Here is a 15769-nt window from a genome sequence, read left to right on the forward strand (position 1 = left end):
AATGGTTCCTATTTCTGCCAGTTAGGGGCACGTTTTTCAAAAAATGCAGTTAGGCCTTCTTGGCCTTCTTCAGATACACGAATGCGAGCAATGCGCTCAGCGGTTAACTCAATCAGTGCATCATCTATTACGTTGCCAGCGACATCATTGATTAGCTGCTTCGCTGCTTTAACAGCAATAGGGCCATTGTTGACAAGGTTTTGTAAGTGTTTATCGAGCGCTGTTTGTAAATCGCCTGTGATCTGGTGAATTAACCCCAGTTGCTTAGCTGTATGCGCGTCAAAAATCTCTGCCGTTAAAAAATAACGACGTGCAGCGCGCTCACCAATAGCTTTAATAACATAAGGGCTGATAACCGCAGGAATAAGACCAAGCTTTACTTCACTTAAGCAAAATTGTGCATCGTCTTGGCAAATTGCGATATCACAACACGCAATCAAGCCTAACGCACCGCCAAATGCAGCACCTTGTACGGCACAAATTGTAGGGTGAGGGCTTGTAGCAAGGACTTTCATAAGCTTTGCTAGCTGCATAGAATCCGCTAAGTTTTCTGCAAAGTCATTGCCAGCCATCGACTTCATCCAGTTTAAATCAGCGCCTGCAGAGAAGTGCTTACCTTCGGTTTTTAAAACCAGTGCGCGCACATCACAGCTGTTTGCGTGTTCAATTAAACGGATCAGTTCACTGATGACTTCTTCGTTAAATGCATTGTGTTTTTCAGGGCGACTTAGTACCAGTACAGCCACATTTGATTTTGTTATTTCGAGTGTTACTGACATAAGGCCTCCATTACATTCTAAATACGCCGAACTGCGAATCGCGCTCTGGTGCATTTTTAGCTGCACTTAAGGCAAGCCCTAATACATTGCGGGTATCAGCAGGATCGATAATGCCATCATCCCAAAGGCGGGCACTGGCGTAATATGGATGACCTTGTTTTTCGTATTGCTCGATAATTGGCTTTTTAAACTCACTGACTTGCTCATCAGTCATGCTTTCGCCTTTACGGGCTAAACCATCTTGTTTAACTTGTGCAAGAACGCCAGCCGCTTGTTCACCCCCCATTACAGAGATACGAGCATTTGGCCACATCCACATCATGGTAGGTTCAAACGCGCGGCCACACATACCGTAGTTACCTGCACCATACGAGCCACCAATTAACACAGTAAATTTTGGCACATCAGCACATGACACAGCGGTTACCATTTTCGCCCCATGTTTGGCGATCCCTTCGGCTTCGTACTTTTTACCAACCATAAAGCCAGTAATGTTTTGTAAAAACACTAAAGGAATTTTGCGTTGTGCACATAGTTGTATGAAGTGCGCGCCTTTTTGCGCTGATTCACTGAATAAAATGCCGTTGTTGGCAACAATACCGACAGGGTGACCAAAGATTGTTGCAAAGCCGGTTACTAGTGTTTCGCCAAAGTATCGTTTAAATTCATCAAATGATGAATCATCAACAACACGGGCAATTACTTCGCGTACATCAAATGGTTTTTTAAGGTCGGTACCCACAATGCCGTAAATTTCGTTAATGTCGTAACGCGGCGGTTTAACATCATCAAGTAACGGTGCAGTAGGGCGCTGATAGTTAATTCGTTCAATACATTGGCGCGCGATAGAAAGTGCATGGGCATCGTTTTCAGCATAGTGGTCGGCAACACCTGATGTTTTACAGTGAACATCAGCACCACCGAGCTCTTCAGCACTCACTTCTTCACCTGTAGCCGCTTTAACCAGAGGCGGACCAGCTAAGAAAATTGTGCCTTGCTCTTTTACAATAATACTTTCATCAGCCATTGCTGGTACATAAGCACCACCTGCGGTACATAAACCCATTACGACTGCAATTTGTGGAATGCCTTTTCCAGACATACGAGCCTGATTATAGAAAATACGGCCAAAGTGTAATTTATCTGGAAATACATCATCTTGTTCAGGCAGGTTTGCACCGCCTGAATCAACTAAATAAATACACGGTAAATGACAACGCTCTGCGATATCTTGGGCACGCAAGTGTTTTTTCACCGTTAGTGGAAAGTATGTACCGCCTTTTACAGTTGCATCATTGGCGATGATCATACATTCAACGCCTTTCACACGACCAATACCAGCAACAACACCAGCACAAGGAATAGCTTGTTCGTACACACCAAAGGCAGCAAATTGAGAAATCTCTAAAAATGGCGAGCCTTCATCAAGTAGCGTTTCAATACGGTCACGAACAAACAACTTACCACGACCTTGGTGGCGTTCAATCAGGGCTGGGCCACCACCTAAACGGATATCAGCTACTTTTTCACGTAAATCACTTACGAGCGCTGCCATGTTGTCGTGATTTTGCAAAAATTGCGGATCGTGTGGATTTACACTCGATTTTAAAATCGTCATAACAAGGTCCTATCGGCTTTCAGTGAATAATTCGCGACCAATTAGCATGCGGCGGATTTCTGAAGTACCTGCGCCAATTTCATATAGTTTTGCATCACGTAATAAACGACCAGTCGCGTATTCGTTGATATAGCCATTACCACCTAAGATTTGGATAGAATCAAGGGCCATTTTAGTCGCCAGCTCTGCCGCATATAAAATAGCGCCAGCGGCATCTTTACGCGTTGTTTCGCCGCGATCACATGCACGAGCTACCGTGTAAACGTATGAACGAGCTGCATTCATTTGCGTATACATGTCAGCAATTTTGCCTTGAATAAGTTGGAACTGACCAATTGGGCTATCAAATTGTTTACGCTCATGAATATAAGGAACCACAATGTCCATACATGCTTGCATAATGCCAAGCGGGCCTGCAGCTAAAACAACACGCTCATAATCTAGGCCACTCATAAGTACTTTTACGCCTTCGTTTAAGTTACCTAGAATGTTTTCTGCTGGTACTTCGCAGTTCTCGAACACTAATTCACAGGTGTTAGAGCCACGCATACCAAGTTTGTCTAGCTTTTGTGCAGTAGAAAACCCTGGCGTGTTACGTTCAACGATGAAGGCTGTGATCCCTTTTGGGCCTGCATTTAAATCTGTTTTTGCATAGATAACAAAGGTATCGGCATCTGGACCATTGGTGATCCACATTTTGTTACCGTTAAGTACAAATACATCGCCTTTTTTCTCAGCTTTTAATTTCATTGATACAACGTCAGAACCCGCATTTGGCTCACTCATCGCAAGGGCACCAATGTGCTCACCGCTGATAAGTTTAGGTAGGTATTTTTCTTTTTGAGCCTGTGACCCATTACGGTTAATTTGGTTAACACAAAGGTTTGAATGAGCACCATAACTTAAACCAATCGATGCACTTGCACGGCTAATTTCTTCCATTGCAATAACATGTTCAAGGTAGCCAAGGCCAGCACCGCCAAATTCTTCAGGCACTGTCATACCTAATAAACCCATTTCGCCAAGTTGTGGCCAAAGTTGATTAGGGAAGGCATTTTCTACATCTGTTTGTTCCGCAAGTGGGGCAATTTCTTGGCTCGCAAAGCTATTTACGTGATCGCGGATCATGTCTGCTGTTTCGCCAAGTCCGAAGTTCATTTCTTTATAAAGTGAAATAGTGCTCATAATGTGTGTTCCTGTGAGAGTCTGTTGACGAGATTGTTGTCAGGTTATTCGTCTAAATTATTAAGGGTTTCACGACAGCGGCGTTCTGCAGTCACCAATTCCATTAGTACAACTTTAATGTCGTCCATTTGTTGGCTCAGGTCCGCTTTTTTCTCTGCGATAAGGTCAAGCATAGTCACTAGCTGCTTAGCGCTCGATTTATCTGCATCGTACAGTTCAAACAAACGACCCGTTTCAGCCAAGGTAAAACCTAAGCGTTTACCGCGTAGAATAAGTTTTAGTCTTACTTTGTCGCGTTTTGAATAAATACGGGTTTGACCATTGCGATCTGGTGAGATCAGACCTTGGTCTTCATAAAAGCGGATAGAGCGGGTGGTTATATCAAATTCTTTTGCTAGTTCGCTGATACTAAACGTTTGCTCATTGCTCGCAGGTTCAACTGCTGCGCTTTCAAAGTTTGTTTGATTGTCTTGTTTCATGATTTATTTACCTCATTCGAATAACACCAATATAAGTGAAGTTTACGTAAAGGTAAAGGGTGATTTGGGAGTTATACTTTAGACTTATAAAGATAACTGGTTGGATTTGTTGAAAAGCTTTATTTATCTAGCCTTGTAAGCAGATGTTTGATTTTTAATACAACAAAATACAGATAAGTTTACAGTTTTGCCGGCCGCAAAAATGTTGATTTTAGATTTACGTTGGCGTAAACGTAAATATTATGTATGCTGAATTAAATCGAAATTAAACTATAACAAATTAACTGTTTGGTTACACATGATTTGAACACATGATGATAACCACTTACATGGAGCCAATTATGACTACTGAAGCCGTTGTTATTGTTGCCGCAAAACGTACCCCTATGGGTGGTTTTATGGGCGCACTAAGTGGTGCACACGCAACTGATTTAGGTGCTACAGCTATTAAAAGTAGCTTAGAGCAAGCCGGTTTATCTGCCGATAAGATTGACGAAGTGATCATGGGCTGTGTATTACCAGCTGGTCTTGGTCAAGCACCTGCACGCCAAGCAATGTTAAAAGCGGGTCTTAATCAAGGTACTGGCGCTACAACAATCAACAAGGTATGTGGCTCTGGCTTAAAGGCTGCAATGTTTGCCCATGACTTAATTAAATCAGGCTCTATCAACTCAGCGGTTGCTGGTGGCATGGAAAGCATGAGTAATGCCCCTTATATGTTACCAAATGCACGTTCAGGTATGCGTATGGGTCATGGCGAAGTAAAAGATCACATGATGTGTGATGGTCTTGAAGATGCTTACGACAATAAAGCAATGGGTTGTTTTGCACAAGACACTGCCGATCAGTATTCAATTGGTCGTGAACAAATGGATAACTTTGCACTTAGCTCTCTGACTAAAGCAAATAGTGCGATTGAAACAGGCGCATTTGCAAACGAGATTGCCGCGCACACTATTTCTACACGCAAAGGTGATGTGACCGTTGCGATTGATGAGCAACCAGGCAATGCACGTCCTGATAAAATCCCAGGTTTACGTCCTGCATTCAAAAAAGACGGCACGATTACAGCTGCAAACTCGTCATCAATTTCTGATGGTGCAGCAGCGCTTGTGTTAATGCGTGAATCAGATGCTAAAGCACAAGGTTTAACACCACTTTGTCGTATCGTTGCTCACAGCACACACTCTCAAGCCCCGAGCGAATTTACTTTAGCACCGGTTGGCGCAATGCAATCGCTTTTAGAAAAAGCCGGTTGGTCTGTGAATGATGTTGATTTATGGGAAATCAACGAAGCGTTTGCCATGGTGACTATGCTTGCAATTAACGAGTTAAAACTTGATGAAAGCAAAGTAAACGTAAACGGCGGTGCCTGTGCACTTGGTCACCCAATTGGTGCAAGCGGCGCGCGCATCTTAGTTACCTTAATTCATGCATTAAAGAATCGTGGTCTTAGCAAAGGTGTTGCCTCACTGTGTATCGGTGGTGGTGAAGCTGTTGCTATGGCAGTTGAAGCTATTTAATCGCTTTAGAATTTTAATCTCTCACAGCCGCAACGTATTTTAAAAACTATCATGTTGCGGCCTCTTTATACCCACTGGGGAGGAGTGCCTCATGCACCAAGTACCTTTATTTATTAACGGCGAATTTACCCAATCAAGTTCATCGCAGCTGATTGATGTGATCAATCCTGCAAACCAAGAAGTGTTAGCTCAAGTTCCATGTGCAACGGAAGCTGAAATGGATGCAGCCATTGCCTCTGCAAAAGAAACATTTAAAACATGGAAAGAAGTGCCAATTTCTGAGCGTGCGCGCATTATGATGAAATACGCTGCACTACTAAAAGAAAACCATGATGAGCTTGCGACGATTATTTGTCATGAGCTGGGTAAAACATTTGAAGACGCCAAAGGCGATGTTTGGCGTGGTATTGAAGTTGTTGAGCAAGCAGCCAATGCACCATCACTGATGATGGGTGAAACAATGGAAAACGTAGCGCGTAAAATCGATACTTACTCTTACATGCAGCCACTGGGTGTATGTGCGGGTATTACGCCATTTAACTTCCCAGCGATGATCCCATTATGGATGTTCCCACTGGCAATTGTGTGTGGTAACACCTTTATTCTGAAACCATCAGAGCAAGATCCACTAACACCAATGCGTTTAGCTGAACTATTTGTTGAAGCGGGTGCACCAAAAGGGGTGTTACAAGTTGTTCATGGTACAAAACCACAAGTTGACCGTTTATTAGAAGACCCAGCAGTACGTGCAATTTCATTTGTTGGTTCGTGTGGTGTAGGTGAATACATTTATTCAAAAGGCACAGCAAACCTTAAACGCGTGCAAGCTTGTGTAGGTGCAAAAAACCACATGGTTATTATGCCTGATGCAAGTAAATCGCATGTTGTCAACAACCTAGTAGGTGCGTCTGTAGGTGCTGCGGGTCAGCGCTGTATGGGTATTTCGGTTGCTGTGTTTGTTGGTCAAGCAAAAGACTGGGTTGACGAAATTAAAGCAGGCTTTGAAAACGTACGCCCAGGTGTATGGGATGATACCAACGCGGCTTACGGCCCACAAACATCAAAAGCTGCTAAAGACCGTATTTTATCACTTATCGCAAGTGGTAAAGAACAAGGTGCAACGTGCTTAATTGATGGCTCTGACTTTACTGTTGAAGGTTACGAGCAAGGTAACTGGGTTGGTCCAACGCTATTTACTGATGTAACCACCGAGATGGATTTATACAAAGAAGAGATCTTTGGTCCAGTACTGGCTTGTATGTTTGTAGATACTCTTGAAGAGGCGATTGAGCTTATCAATAACTCGCCTTACGGTAACGGTACTTCGTTATTCACATCAAGCGGCGCTGCTGCACGTAAATTCCAACATGAAATCGAAGTAGGTCAAGTTGGTATCAACGTGCCAATTCCTGTGCCACTACCGTTTTTCTCTTTCACAGGTTGGAAAGGCTCATTCTACGGTGACCAACACACCTACGGTAAGCAAGGTATTCGTTTTTACACAGAAACGAAAACAATTACTTCACGTTGGTTCGAGGATGATATCGCCTCAGGTCCTAACATGAGTATCAACCTTAAATAAGCTGTAATTAATTTACTGCTGAGCGAGCACACGCTCGCTCAAAGAACACACATTTAAACGACAACAATAATTCTTTAAAGAATAAGACAACAAATAGAGGTCTACTATGGACTTTAATTTAACCGAAGATCAGCAAGCGTTTGCTGAAACAGCCCGTCAGTTTGCAGAGTCTGAACTTGCTCCACATGCAGCTAAGTGGGACCAAGAACACATTTTCCCTAAAGACACCATTAAAGCAGCCGGTGAGCTTGGCTTTTGTGGTTTATATACCCCAGAAGAAGCGGGTGGCTTAGGTTTATCTCGCCTAGATTCAAGCATTATCTTTGAGCAGCTAGCCATGGGTTGTACCGCAACAACCGCTATGTTGACCATTCATAATATGGCAACCTGGATGATTGCAAGCTTTGGTACTGAGGACGTTAAAGCCAAGTACTGTGAACAATTAGTAATGGGTGAGTTACTTGCTTCTTATTGTTTAACAGAGCCAGGCTCTGGCTCTGATGCAGCATCACTAAAAACTAAAGCGGTAAAAGAGGGCGATGAGTATGTGATCTCAGGCTCTAAAATGTTTATTTCGGGCGCCGGTGAAACTGATTTACTTGTGGTTATGGCGCGCACTGGTGGTGAAGGCGCAGCCGGTATTTCGGCATTTGTTGTGCCTGCAGATGCTGCAGGTATTGAATACGGTAAAGCTGAAGAAAAAATGGGCTGGAATGCACAGCCAACACGTTTAATTAGCTTTGAAGGTGTCAGAATTCCTGCGGCTAACTTACTAGGCCAAGAAGGCGAAGGCTTTAAGTTTGCAATGCAAGGCCTAGATGGTGGCCGAATTAATATTGCTACCTGTTCATTAGGTACAGCACAAGCAGCACTTAACACTGCACGCGAATACCTAAAAGAACGTGAGCAATTTGGTAAGCCATTAGCTGCCTTCCAAGCACTGCAATTTAAGATTGCCGATATGAACACTGAGCTTGTTGCCGCTCGTCAAATGGTGCGCTTAGCCGCATTTAAACTAGATACCGGTGACAGCGAAAAAACCACTTACTGCGCGATGGCAAAACGTTTTGCTACAGATGTTGGTTTTAAAGTATGTGACGACGCACTACAAATTCATGGTGGTTATGGTTACATCAAAGAATACCCATTAGAGCGTCATTTCAGAGACGTCCGTGTGCATCAAATTCTTGAAGGCACAAACGAAATCATGCGTGTGATTATCGCACGTCGTATCTTAGCTGAGTCAGCTGGCGACATTCTATAAGGAGCAACCTATGTCTAATCCATCGATTGATTTAAATATTGAAGGTAACGTAGCGGTTTTAACTATGAATAACCCGCCAGCGAATACCTGGACACAAGATACATTAACTGCATTAAAAGACACTGTAACTGAGCTAAATGCTAACAAAAATGTCTATGCATTAGTGATTACAGGTCAAGGTGAAAAGTTCTTTAGTGCAGGTGCCGATTTAAACGTGTTTGCCAGCGGCGACAAAGGCGTTGCTGCCACTATGTCAAAAGTGTTTGGTGATGCATTTGAAGCATTAACCAATTTCCGTGGTGTATCAATCGCGGCAATTAATGGTTATGCCATGGGCGGTGGTCTTGAAGTGGCTCTTGCTTGTGATATTCGTATTGCTGAAGAGCAAGCTCAAATGGCACTTCCTGAAGCGAAAGTTGGCTTGTTGCCTTGTGCTGGCGGTACGCAAAACCTTGCATGGCTTGTCGGTGAAGGTTGGGCAAAACGCATGATCTTATGTGGCGAGCGCCTAAAAGCAGGTAAAGCACGTGAAATTGGCCTTGTTGAAGAAGTTGTTGGTGCTGGCGAAAGTTTAGCGGCGGCAATGAAACTTGCTAATCAAGTAGCTGAGCAAAGCCCAGTTGCTGTGACTGCATGTAAAGAACTTATTCAAAAAGGTCGCACACAACCTATGGCCCATGCATTGCCATTAGAGCGTGAGTTATTTGTACAATTGTTTGATACGCAAGACCAAAAAGAAGGCGTGAATGCGTTCTTAGAAAAGCGTAAAGCAAATTGGGTAAATGGCTAATGACTAACGTAACACTACTAAATCATCAAGATGCGCCTGTGGTGTTTGAAACTGCAGAGGCCGAGAGCGGCCTCATTGCAATTGCGACACTCAATGCGCCTAAGTCGTTAAATGCCTTAAATTACGACATAATCCAATTGCTTGAGCCTCAGCTTAGAAAATGGGCTGACGATGATGCAATTGCCATGGTCGTGCTAAAAGGGGCTGGCGAAAAAGCATTTTGTGCCGGTGGCGATGTAGTAAGCCTGCATAAAGCAATGAGTACAGCAGAGCCTGCTAATTATATTGAAGACTTTTTTACCCTAGAGTATAAATTAGACTACCTAATTCACTGCTATGAAAAGCCAATATTACTTTGGGGTAATGGCATTGTTATGGGTGGCGGTCTTGGCTTAATGGCTGGGGCAAGTCACCGAGTGGTAACAGAAACATCGCGTATTGCAATGCCTGAGCTAACCATTGGTTTATACCCTGATGTGGGTGGCAGTTACTTCTTACATAAAATGCCTGAGCAAGTGGGTCTATTCTTAGGGTTAACTGCGGCGTCTATCAATGCTGAAGATGCCTTGTTTGTTAATCTTGCTGATCACTATGCAACAGCAGATAAATATGACGCTATTTTAACGGCTATCACCGCTGAAAAATGGGGTAAAACAGCCTCATTAAATCACGAAAAGCTAACTAACATTTTAATCTCGATTGATAATATTTCAGGCCGGGTTCCTAAAGGCAATGTAAAAGATAACTTAGCGGTTATTCAAAAGCTGGCTGAATTTGACTCACTTCAGGGCAAAATTGACTACATTCAAGCTTTAGAAACTGAAGATAAATGGCTTACCCGTGCGCAAAAGTCATTAGCGCATGGTTGTCCGCTTAGTTGTGCACTGGTTGAACGTCAATTAGCTAATTCAAAAGAGATGACGTTAGCAGATTGCTTCAAAATGGAGCTGGGTATGTCGGTACGCTGTGGCGAAGTAGGCGAGTTTCAAGAAGGCGTTCGTGCGCTATTAATCGACAAAGACGGTGCACCTAACTGGCAGTTTAAATCGCTTAGCGATATCGACGAAGCAGTTGTAGATAGCTTCTTTACAGTACGCTGGGATGAGAAATCACACCCACTTAACTCATTAACGTCATCTTAAGTCCAAGGGGTAAACAAATGGCTAAATTAACAATAGGATTTATTGGTTTAGGCAACATGGGTGGCCCAATGGCGGCAAACCTTGTCAATGCAGGTCATACAGTTCACGTGTTTGACTTAAATAAAGCGGCGGTCAGTGAGCTTGCCGATAAAGGTGCAATTGCTGCAAACGATGCAGCAGAGTGTGCCATTGGCGCTGATATTTTTATCAGTATGCTACCAGCAAGCAAACACGTTAAGTCTCTTTATTTAGGCGAAACAGGCCTTATCAACTTACTTGATAGCAAAACTTTAGTGATTGACTGCTCAACCATTGATGCAGAATCAGCGCGTCAAGTGGGTAGTGAACTTGCTCAAAAAGGCATTGATTTTGTTGATGCGCCGGTATCAGGTGGTGTTGCAGGTGCAACAGCGGGTACTTTAACCTTTATCGTCGGTGGTGAGCAAAGCAACTTTGAAAAAGCCAAGCTGGCTTTAGTGGATATGGGTAAAAATATCTTCCATGCTGGTGATATTGGTGCAGGCCAAGTCGCAAAAATCTGTAACAACATGCTGCTCAGCATTCTAATGGCTGGTACTAGCGAAGCACTACAAATGGGCATCAACAATGGGCTTGACCCAAAAGTGTTAAGTGACATCATGACTGCAAGCTCTGGCCGTAACTGGACACTTGAGCTTTATAACCCATGTCCTGGTGTAATGGAAACGGCGCCAGCAAGTAATGATTATAAACCGGGCTTTATGGTTGATTTAATGGCAAAAGACTTAGGTCTTGCTATGGAAGCGGCTCAGCAAAGTAATTCATCTACCCCAATGGGGTCAATGGCGAAGAATCTATACACTATGCTTCAGCATCAAGGTGCGGGTAGTGATGATTTTAGCGCTATTTTTAAATTATTCTCGAAGTAGGAGATTGTTGTGGAAATTAAAAACAACAACATCGTAATTACCGGTGGTGCGCAAGGTTTAGGCTTTGCGATGGCCGAGAAATTTGCATCCCTTGGCGCGAACATCGCTCTTATCGATATGCAACAAGACGTACTTGATACTGCAGTATCAGCGCTTGCTAAATATGGCACAAAAGTTATGGCGTATGCTGCTAATGTGACTGACGAAGACGCCGTGGTAGCAACGTTTAACACTATTAACAAAGACTTTGGCCATATCGGTGTGTTAATTAATAACGCAGGTATCTTACGCGATGGTATGTTTATCAAAGCAAAAGAGGGCAAAGTGGTAGATAAAATGTCGCTGGCTCAATTTCAATCTGTGATTGATGTGAACCTGACCGGTGTATTCTTAGCAGGTCGTGAAGCTGCGAGCCACATGATTGAGTCTGGCAAAGGTGGCGTTATTGTTAATATGTCGAGTGTTGCCCGTGCTGGTAACATCGGCCAAACAAACTATGCAGCGTCTAAAGCCGGTGTTGTTGCGATGACAACGGGTTGGGCGAAAGAATTAGGTCGCTTTGGTATCCGTGTTGGTGCAATCGCACCGGGTGTTATTCGCACAGCAATGACAGATGCGATGAAACCAGAAGCAAAACAACGCATGATGGCAGTAACGCCAGTGGGTCGTTTTGGTGAAGCAGATGAAATTGCTCAAACAGCACAATACATTGTAGAGAATGACTTCTTTACAGGTCGTGTTGTTGAAATTGATGGCGGTATCCGCCTTTAATTTCATAAGGTAACCCTTTACCCATTGAAAGTACCAAAACGGTAAGCCTAGCTTGCCGTTTTTTTATTTTTAAAGTATTTTAAATTCATAATGATAAGGAGATTTTTTATGAACACTGATGGCATTACAGTATCAATGAGCAAAGGAATTAAAGCTAACTTCAAACTGGGTGAACATTTAATTGAATACTGGGGTTCTGCTTACTCAGGTAAAGAAGTACTGAAAGTAGACGGTGAATTAATAGCAGAATCACGTAACTTTAAAACGAAATCTGTTCATGAGTTTAATGTTGATGGTAAAGCCTGCCAATTAACAATTTCAGTGACTTTATTCAGGAAGTTTTCTTCTACCATCACATTAGAGTGTCAGGGTGAGCTAGTTCACAGTTATCAACTCACATATGGTAAAACCCGACAAATTGCTTGGTATTTAAAAGCAATCCCATTTTTATTTGCAGGGGTTTTAGGCTGGTGTTTTGCCGCTGATATTCTTACCTTATTAGAGTTAGCCATCTTTGGCTGCTTAACCTTTGCAGTATCAGAGCTTCTTATGAAAGATCAAGGCTGGATCATCGAAGAGCAAAAGCCTTGTAATTAACTGCCTAGCATTCAATAATTAAGCGGTTAAAAGCCGCTTAAATTTGAGAGATGCAGTGAATCCCAAACAAATCCGCAATTTTTATATAAATGAAGAGCAGTCTGTTTATTTACTGTCTCACCATGATGCTAAAAAACACCGTCAATGGCTTAACATTTGTATTAAACAGCTTACTTTGCTTGGTTACAGTGACGTTGAATTAATTGGCTCTGGTGCGTTTGGATTTGTTTTTGCCGGTGTCGATGATGAAGACTTACCTTGGGTATTTAAGTTTTCACGTATAACCCTTGCACAAAGTGTACGTGACCGTTTAGAAGACGAAGCGTACATGCTCTCGCAAGTTAATAATCCGATGGTGCCAAAATTTTATGCCTTTGAACGCATTAAAAAGCAAGGCATTTTAATGATGGAGCGCGCTCTAGGTGAAGACTTAGAGAAAATATCCATCAAACAAGGGCGTTTTAGTGCAGCAAAAGTCATGGCGCTGGCTCTTAGGTTACGTAATGTGCTGGTAGATTTACGTGAACACAAAAATGGCTTAAGCCCTCAGCCAATTGTGCATGGCGATATTAAACCCTCTAACATCGTTTATGATGAACAAACCAATAAATTGTCATTGGTAGACTGGGGCAGCTCTGTTTATGCACAAATAGATGCTGAAGGTAATCCGGTTGCCAGCAATTTTATGGATCTTATGTCTGCTGATATTAGCACCACTAATGCACGTATGGGTGATGTGTATTTTATTGGTGATGAGCAAATGTCAGGCGGGCAGTCATCGCCACGTTTTGATGAGCAAGGTGTCGCATCAACCCTTTATGCATTGGCCTCTGCACAATCATGCCGGTTTGGTGCGGCAGTTATTCCGGCTACAAGCCTGAATTTACCTATGGAGCTTGCCCGGGTTATCGACGGTATGCTTTCAAAAGATAAGGCAACTAGAGATGGCGCTGGTGATTATTTTATGCGAAACATGCCTACAATGGCTAAAGCTTACCTCCCTGAGCTGCCCCGTAAAGTCATTCGACCGTATATTCCTTATTGGTTTAGTGAGTTTGATGAACACCCAGACACAGTAGTTTATAGCTCACGTAAGCAATTTTTAAGACAAGCTGACCATAATCAACAATTACTTGATGTAAACGATGCCCAACTCGACAGATACTACAAAGAGTTTTTATTTGATACCGGCGACACCGAAAAAGCATTTTTGGCCTCTATTAGCCGATTAGCAAAATACCCAGTAGTAGGGGGCCTTAGTTTTCATTGGAAAGAAAACTCACTGTTTGTTGAGTCTTCCCTTATTTTGCATGATGAAACGCTTGGCACTGCGTTTACCGATGCGATTAACAACACGGTGATGTTAGCACAGGGGATCGAACAAAAAGGTCTCTTTAAATGTTGCTTGTTTGATGCGCGTAAAACGATTCAGCTCGAGCGTGATGGCACAGGTGCGTTTAAGTTTGAGAATTTACCTGAGCTTGATTACGAAGTAATGGATGTACAAGCCTCAGACGTAACCAGGCCACACTCTTACTTTGAAGATGGTAAAGACCCTGATGAGCAACTACAGCTCCCGAAAAAGGTTATAAAGTGCGTATTTGAGCTAAACCAAATACACCATACGGGCTGTATTATTTTTGAAGCCTTACCTGATAGGATGAAAATACATCATTACTATCGACTGCTTGATGCCAGTAAAGAGCCTGAATTTAAACGCTTATTGAGTAAGCTTATGCAATACGCAGTCAATATTACCGATGTTGGTGTGGCAGGCTTTATGAAGCTACCTTACAAAAACACCCGTGAATTTGATTTATGCACTAAACAGCCCGATGAGTTTTATCCAAGAGATCCAAAAAGAGCTGAATGCTAAAAGCTGATTAGTTTCAAGCAGTTTAGGAGAATAACAAACATGGACTACACCCCAAATTATAAAAATTATTCATTGGATGAGCTTTTAGATGCTCAAAAATATATTGATAAAGAAAGCTTCCCACAAAGAGCACAAGAGTTAGAATTAGAGATTGCAAATAAACTAAAAGACCCAAAAATAAAAGCAGAGTTTGAAGAGCTAGAAACGAATAAAAGGTATGCTACTTTTTGGCCTCGTTTTTGGGCTGCTATTATTGATGGCTTAATTTTTACAGCATTACTTTATATCGAATGCTTACTCTTTGGTGTTGAATACTCTCACCAAAACATGGTTTTACAAGCCGTTAATGGCATTCAGTATATTGGCTATGTTGTTTTTATGCATGGGTTTTATGGGCAAACACTTGGCAAGATGGTGATGGATGTTAAAGTCCTTGATCATGACACTGAAACAGATATTACGCTTAAACAATCAGTGCGCCGAGAATCTGTAAATATTGCTATTAACTCATCTTGGATACTATTACTTTTATCTATTTCAATATCGTTACAACAACTTGGTAGCGTACCTGAAGTTTTAACTTATTTAATTATGGGTCTGAATTCATTAGCTACAGTTTGGGCATTGTCAGAATTTATAACCATGCTGTTTAATGAAAAGCGTCGTGCAATACATGACTTCATTGGTAAAACGGTTGTTGTTAGGTTGTAATAAGGCGTTCTACTATGACTACCGTAATAAAAATACCTGAATTTCCTAATGATATTGTCGTTAGTTCTTTTGGCAGTAGCAATTAATAGGAATTGTTTATTAATCCTTTCAATTTATCTAAAGGCTTTTAATGAATGCAAATGTGTAAAGTTCTTGTCGAAAATTTATATTATGATGGGCCAAGAGGGGGTATAACATCTATCGAGGGGAGACATTACAGGTTTGTTTCAGACTTCAATGATGACAGCGGTTTTACTGATGAGTTTTCTCTTTATTTAATATCAGAATCTGAACTTGAGTTAGAGATAGAGCAATGGCAAATTTTTGTTAAATGGCATAAAAAATATATCAGTCAGGTGAATTTAAAGCCGATAGTCATCCTGGGCATGGTGGTATATCTCAAAGATGGGATGAAATCACGGCGGGATCGCACTTTGTAAAAAGGCTTTAACATCCGCCTCTTTTCTGATCTAATAACGCCCACATTGTCACTATCTACTTGTTAATTATGTCGTTATTTAGCCACCTTGAACTTGTGGAAGAT

At 42.2% G+C, this 15769-nt stretch carries 15 protein-coding genes; 11 read left to right on the forward strand and 4 right to left on the reverse strand.

What is annotated here, in order from left to right; genetic code table 11:
- Positions 1–8 precede the first annotated feature (8 nt).
- From ABMY41_RS13665 to ABMY41_RS13680, 4 genes are read right to left on the reverse strand one after another with little or no spacing between them, the layout of a single operon-like run.
- Entirely contained in the window at positions 9–779 is a 771-nt protein-coding gene (locus ABMY41_RS13665; RefSeq protein WP_054553800.1) for an enoyl-CoA hydratase/isomerase family protein, read from the reverse strand.
- A 10-nt stretch (positions 780–789) separates the two neighbouring features.
- Positions 790–2397: a carboxyl transferase domain-containing protein gene (locus ABMY41_RS13670; protein WP_187489625.1), complete on the reverse strand. Its 1608-nt coding sequence runs from the start codon at positions 2395–2397 to the stop codon at positions 790–792.
- Between the two features lie 9 nt (positions 2398–2406).
- The gene (locus tag ABMY41_RS13675) at positions 2407–3582 is read right to left on the reverse strand and encodes an isovaleryl-CoA dehydrogenase (protein ID WP_349275066.1); all 1176 of its coding nucleotides are present in this window, start codon (positions 3580–3582) and stop codon (positions 2407–2409) included.
- Positions 3583–3626: 44 nt separating this feature from the next.
- Positions 3627–4061 (reverse strand): MerR family DNA-binding transcriptional regulator, encoded by a 435-nt coding sequence (locus tag ABMY41_RS13680; RefSeq protein ID WP_054553803.1) that lies wholly within the window; start codon positions 4059–4061, stop codon positions 3627–3629.
- Positions 4062–4402: 341 nt separating this feature from the next.
- On the opposite strand from ABMY41_RS13680, the gene ABMY41_RS13685 reads away from it, so the two are divergent.
- From ABMY41_RS13685 to ABMY41_RS13735, 11 genes are all read left to right on the forward strand, one after another.
- Positions 4403–5584, forward strand: a complete 1182-nt coding sequence (locus ABMY41_RS13685; protein ID WP_054553804.1) for an acetyl-CoA C-acyltransferase — start codon at positions 4403–4405, stop codon at positions 5582–5584.
- Positions 5585–5675: 91 nt separating this feature from the next.
- Positions 5676–7166, forward strand: coding sequence for a CoA-acylating methylmalonate-semialdehyde dehydrogenase (locus ABMY41_RS13690; protein ID WP_349275068.1), 1491 nt, complete (start codon positions 5676–5678; stop codon positions 7164–7166).
- 106 nt (positions 7167–7272) lie between these two features.
- Entirely contained in the window at positions 7273–8430 is a 1158-nt protein-coding gene (locus tag ABMY41_RS13695) for an acyl-CoA dehydrogenase family protein (protein ID WP_175078338.1), read from the forward strand.
- A 10-nt stretch (positions 8431–8440) separates the two neighbouring features.
- The gene (locus ABMY41_RS13700; protein ID WP_289096615.1) at positions 8441–9220 is read left to right on the forward strand and encodes an enoyl-CoA hydratase; all 780 of its coding nucleotides are present in this window, start codon (positions 8441–8443) and stop codon (positions 9218–9220) included.
- Complete coding sequence (locus tag ABMY41_RS13705; RefSeq protein ID WP_349275071.1) at positions 9220–10362, forward strand: enoyl-CoA hydratase/isomerase family protein; 1143 nt, start codon at positions 9220–9222, stop codon at positions 10360–10362. Before ABMY41_RS13700 ends, ABMY41_RS13705 begins: the two co-directional genes overlap by 1 nt.
- A gap of 17 nt (positions 10363–10379) precedes the next feature.
- Entirely contained in the window at positions 10380–11270 is an 891-nt protein-coding gene (mmsB, locus tag ABMY41_RS13710; protein WP_289096619.1) for a 3-hydroxyisobutyrate dehydrogenase, read from the forward strand.
- Positions 11271–11279: 9 nt separating this feature from the next.
- The gene (locus tag ABMY41_RS13715) at positions 11280–12041 is read left to right on the forward strand and encodes an SDR family oxidoreductase (RefSeq protein ID WP_175081973.1); all 762 of its coding nucleotides are present in this window, start codon (positions 11280–11282) and stop codon (positions 12039–12041) included.
- Positions 12042–12149: 108 nt separating this feature from the next.
- Entirely contained in the window at positions 12150–12638 is a 489-nt protein-coding gene (locus ABMY41_RS13720) for a hypothetical protein (RefSeq protein ID WP_349275073.1), read from the forward strand.
- A gap of 55 nt (positions 12639–12693) precedes the next feature.
- Positions 12694–14514 (forward strand): serine/threonine protein kinase, encoded by a 1821-nt coding sequence (locus ABMY41_RS13725; RefSeq protein ID WP_349275075.1) that lies wholly within the window; start codon positions 12694–12696, stop codon positions 14512–14514.
- Positions 14515–14553: 39 nt separating this feature from the next.
- Positions 14554–15225 (forward strand): RDD family protein, encoded by a 672-nt coding sequence (locus ABMY41_RS13730; protein WP_289096625.1) that lies wholly within the window; start codon positions 14554–14556, stop codon positions 15223–15225.
- Positions 15226–15359: 134 nt separating this feature from the next.
- Positions 15360–15665 (forward strand): hypothetical protein, encoded by a 306-nt coding sequence (locus ABMY41_RS13735; protein ID WP_349275076.1) that lies wholly within the window; start codon positions 15360–15362, stop codon positions 15663–15665.
- Positions 15666–15769 lie beyond the last annotated feature (104 nt).

Source organism: Pseudoalteromonas sp. BZA4 (genome assembly GCF_040104395.1).
Classification (GTDB): Bacteria; Pseudomonadota; Gammaproteobacteria; order Enterobacterales; family Alteromonadaceae; genus Pseudoalteromonas.

Excerpts from the sequence above, each read along its gene's own strand:
- ABMY41_RS13685 (WP_054553804.1), top strand. The coding sequence starts at position 4,403 with ATGACTACTGAAGCCGTTGTTATTGTTGCCGCAAAACGTACCCCTATG.
- ABMY41_RS13730 (WP_289096625.1), top strand. The coding sequence starts at position 14,554 with ATGGACTACACCCCAAATTATAAAAATTATTCATTGGATGAGCTTTTA.
- mmsB (WP_289096619.1), top strand. The coding sequence starts at position 10,380 with ATGGCTAAATTAACAATAGGATTTATTGGTTTAGGCAACATGGGTGGC.
- ABMY41_RS13680 (WP_054553803.1), bottom strand. The coding sequence starts at position 4,061 with ATGAAACAAGACAATCAAACAAACTTTGAAAGCGCAGCAGTTGAACCT.
- ABMY41_RS13735 (WP_349275076.1), top strand. The coding sequence starts at position 15,360 with ATGCAAATGTGTAAAGTTCTTGTCGAAAATTTATATTATGATGGGCCA.
- ABMY41_RS13720 (WP_349275073.1), top strand. The coding sequence starts at position 12,150 with ATGAACACTGATGGCATTACAGTATCAATGAGCAAAGGAATTAAAGCT.
- ABMY41_RS13695 (WP_175078338.1), top strand. The coding sequence starts at position 7,273 with ATGGACTTTAATTTAACCGAAGATCAGCAAGCGTTTGCTGAAACAGCC.
- ABMY41_RS13670 (WP_187489625.1), bottom strand. The coding sequence starts at position 2,397 with ATGACGATTTTAAAATCGAGTGTAAATCCACACGATCCGCAATTTTTG.
- ABMY41_RS13705 (WP_349275071.1), top strand. The coding sequence starts at position 9,220 with ATGACTAACGTAACACTACTAAATCATCAAGATGCGCCTGTGGTGTTT.
- ABMY41_RS13675 (WP_349275066.1), bottom strand. The coding sequence starts at position 3,582 with ATGAGCACTATTTCACTTTATAAAGAAATGAACTTCGGACTTGGCGAA.
- ABMY41_RS13700 (WP_289096615.1), top strand. The coding sequence starts at position 8,441 with ATGTCTAATCCATCGATTGATTTAAATATTGAAGGTAACGTAGCGGTT.
- ABMY41_RS13690 (WP_349275068.1), top strand. The coding sequence starts at position 5,676 with ATGCACCAAGTACCTTTATTTATTAACGGCGAATTTACCCAATCAAGT.
- ABMY41_RS13665 (WP_054553800.1), bottom strand. The coding sequence starts at position 779 with ATGTCAGTAACACTCGAAATAACAAAATCAAATGTGGCTGTACTGGTA.